This is a genomic window from Romboutsia sp. 13368, from assembly GCF_018336475.1.
Lineage (GTDB): Bacteria > Bacillota > Clostridia > Peptostreptococcales > Peptostreptococcaceae > Romboutsia.
Genome location: NZ_CP048741.1, coordinates 1,042,087 through 1,045,602, shown reverse-complemented (window position 1 = coordinate 1,045,602; position 3,516 = coordinate 1,042,087). Strand labels below are relative to the sequence as shown.

At 28.8% G+C, this 3,516-nt stretch carries 2 protein-coding genes; both read right to left on the bottom strand.

Going from position 1 to position 3,516, the window contains the following annotated elements; translation table 11 throughout:
- Positions 1-73: 73 nt before the first annotated feature.
- Complete coding sequence (locus G3997_RS04245) at positions 74-2,710, bottom strand: calcium-translocating P-type ATPase, PMCA-type (protein ID WP_296648617.1); 2,637 nt, start codon at positions 2,708-2,710, stop codon at positions 74-76.
- Positions 2,711-2,867: 157 nt separating this feature from the next.
- The coding region (locus tag G3997_RS04240) for a hypothetical protein (protein ID WP_296648611.1) at positions 2,868-3,516 on the bottom strand (649 nt) is incomplete at its 5' end.

The window sequence follows — 3,516 nt, the reverse complement described above, 5'->3', positions numbered from 1 at the left end:
CATAGCCTATCATTAAAATGATTATTATATAACATATTGAGTTAATTGTTTATTGTAAAATTTATATACATATTTATTTTACATTAGATTTTCTAAATTTAATAACTTCTAGTAACAGCGTAGATATTATAGCCAATAATAAGCATATTCCTAATTCGCTAATACCAAATTCTCCTGGAATATCAAATATAGGTCTCATAAAAGGTAATAGTGTAACTCCGTATATTACTAAACATGCTATCACTGCATATATTACATACATATTAGAAAATACTCCAAGTTCCTTTAATGTATATTCGTTAGATCTAGCTGGTAGAGTTTGTAATATTCTACATAGTGTTATAGTAGAAAATGCCATTGCCGTTCCAAGATAAGGATTAGTTTTTCTTCCTATAAATTGAGCTATTATAACCATTATACCTATTACTATACCTCTATATAACACAGCCTGTATAGTTCCACCTGCTAAGATACTTTCATTAGGGTCCCTTGGTGCATGTGACATTACATTCTTTTCAGGTTTCTCAAATCCTAAAGCTATAGCTGGTAATGAGTCTGTTACTAAATTTATAAATAGTAGCTGTAATGTTGTAAATGGATTTGCCCAGTCTACAAATACTGCAAATAATATGGCAAGTATTCCTGCAAAGTTTCCTGCAAAAAGATATGTTATAGATTTTTTTATGTTTTTATATACAGTTCTACCTACTTCAACCGCATTTACTATAGTTGCAAAGTTATCATCAACTAGTATCATAGCTGATGCATCTTTTGCTACATCTGTACCACTTCCCATAGCTATACCTATATCAGCTTGTTTTAATGCAGGTGAGTCATTTACCCCATCACCTGTCATGGCTGTTATTTGACCTTTTTTCTGCCAAGCCTTAACTATACGAATTTTATTTTCAGGAGAAACTCTTGCATATACTGGGATATGTTCTAGCTTTTCATCTAGTTCTTCATCACTAAGGGCATCTAGCTCTTGTCCAGTTAAAGCCATATCGCCTTCACTCATTATACCTATATCTTTAGCTATAGCAGCTGCTGTAGTTTTATGGTCTCCTGTTATCATAATAGTTTTTATACCTGCACTTTTAGCTTCTTTAACCGCATCATATACTTCTTCTCTTGGTGGGTCTATCATAGCCATTAGACCTACTAAAGTTAAATCATCTTCATCCTCAAGTGTTGGTACAAAGTTATCATCTTCAACATCTTTTATAGCAAATGCAAGTACCCTTAAAGCTTTATTTGAAAATTCTTCATTAACCCTTTTATATTCATTAATTATATCTTCATTTATATCTATAGTATCTCCATCTACCATTGCATATTTACATCTATCAAATACTACATCAGGTGCTCCTTTAGTAAACATATATACATTTCCATGTATATTATTTACTGTAGACATAAGCTTTCTATCACTATCAAATGGTATTTCGCTTAATCTATTATATCTATCTCTTAAGGTGTTATAGTCTAAATGTCTACTATTAGCAAACTTTATTAATGCAACCTCAGTTGGGTCCCCTATTTCCTTACCTTCATTATTTATATTTGAATCATTACATATAGCTGATGCAACAGTTAATGTCTTAGATTGATATGAATAATTTATATTTTGAGGTTCCATATTTACTTTAGGAGTTTCATACATATAAAAATCTACTACTGTCATTTTATTTTGAGTTAAGGTTCCTGTTTTATCTGTACATATTATGCTAGTAGAACCTAAGGTTTCAACTGCTGGTAGTTTTCTAATTATAGCTTGTTTTTTAGCCATATCATTTGTTCCAACAGATAAAACTATTGTAACAATAGATGATAGTGCTTCTGGAATGGCTGCTACTGCTACTGCTATTGCAAACATAAATGAGTCTATTATAATTCTACTTCGAGGTATATCTGAGCCATCCATAAAGTTTCTTATAACTTGAATTAAAAATATAATTGCAGCTATAGCTACTATAAATACTCCAAGCTTTTTACCAAAATCATCTAACTTTTCTTGAAGTGGTGTTTGCTTATTTTCTGCAGTTTCAAGTAGGCTTGCTACCTTACCCATTTCTGTATTCATTCCAGTAGAAGTAACTACAAATGTACCTCTACCATATACAACTAAAGAACCACTAAATACCATGTTCTTTTGGTCACCTATTGTAACATCTTCATCTATCTTCTCGTTATGTTTAAGTACTGGCTCTGATTCTCCTGTTAGCATACCTTCTACTATTTTTAAGGTTTGAGCCTCTATTATTCTACCATCTGCAGGTATATAGTCTCCTGCTTCAAGTATTACTATGTCCCCTGGTACTAATTCTCTACCATCTATAGTTTGCTTTTGATTATCTCTTATTACTTTAGCTTTTGGTGCAGATAACTTTTTTAAGCTTTCTAAAGAACCTTCTGCTTTCTTAGTTTGTGTTATACCTAATACTGAGTTAAGTATTATAACTATAAATATAATTACAGACTCTACTACTTCACCTAAAAATATTTGAACAATAGCTGCAATTAAAAGTATTATTATTAAAGGGTCTTTAAAGCTTTCTAAAAATAACTTCCAAGTTGGAACTTTATTTCCTTCTTTAAGTTCGTTGTATCCTACTTTTTCTAATCTCTTTTTTATTTCTTCGCTAGTTAATCCATTTATATTTGATTTAAGAGATTCTATAGACTCTATGTATTTTTGTTTATAGTACACATTTTAGCCTCCTTTATCTTTATTCTATTTACTTAGTATTTCTTATATTTAGTAAGTTATTAATTATATGAGAAAATATTAAAATATTAATTTAGTTAAAAGGAATANNTAATACAAAAAAGGTATGAAATATTAGTTACTTCATACCTTTTTTGTATTATTTATTTGTGCTATTTATATTACTTAGTATAGTGCTTAAATCTATTGTCATATTAATATTTAATCCACTTGATTCAACTTTAAGTTTATCTATACTTATACCTTTAAAATTATCTTTATAGATAATTACAGAGCCTTCTTTAAAGTCTATATTAATATCTTCACCTTTAGGGAACCAGTCTTTTATAAAGCTTTTTAAAGCTATATTTACTAGCCAGTTGGATATTTTTAAATCTAAGAACTTAACTTCTTGGATTTTAAGCTCTAATTCTTTATTATTATTTAATGTTGGAATTACTTTTACTTCTATTGGTGTAGTTATATTGCTTATTATATTATAATCAACTCTTATAGATATATATCCTTCACCTATATCTACTTTAACATTTTCCATTTTATCATTTTTAGTATGTTTTAAGAAATAATCAACTCCACTTAATATAGATTCTCTAGGAGCTACAAACTCACCTCTTATACCAACTGGGTTATCTATTAATTCTATATTATTAGCCTTTACACCTGAAATAGATTTTAGAAACTTTATTTCCTGTATAGTTTCATTATCTTCAAGTATTTCTGTTTTATTATCTTGTTCATATATAATATCATTAGTAGTATCTTTATTTATAGATATAAAACCATAAATA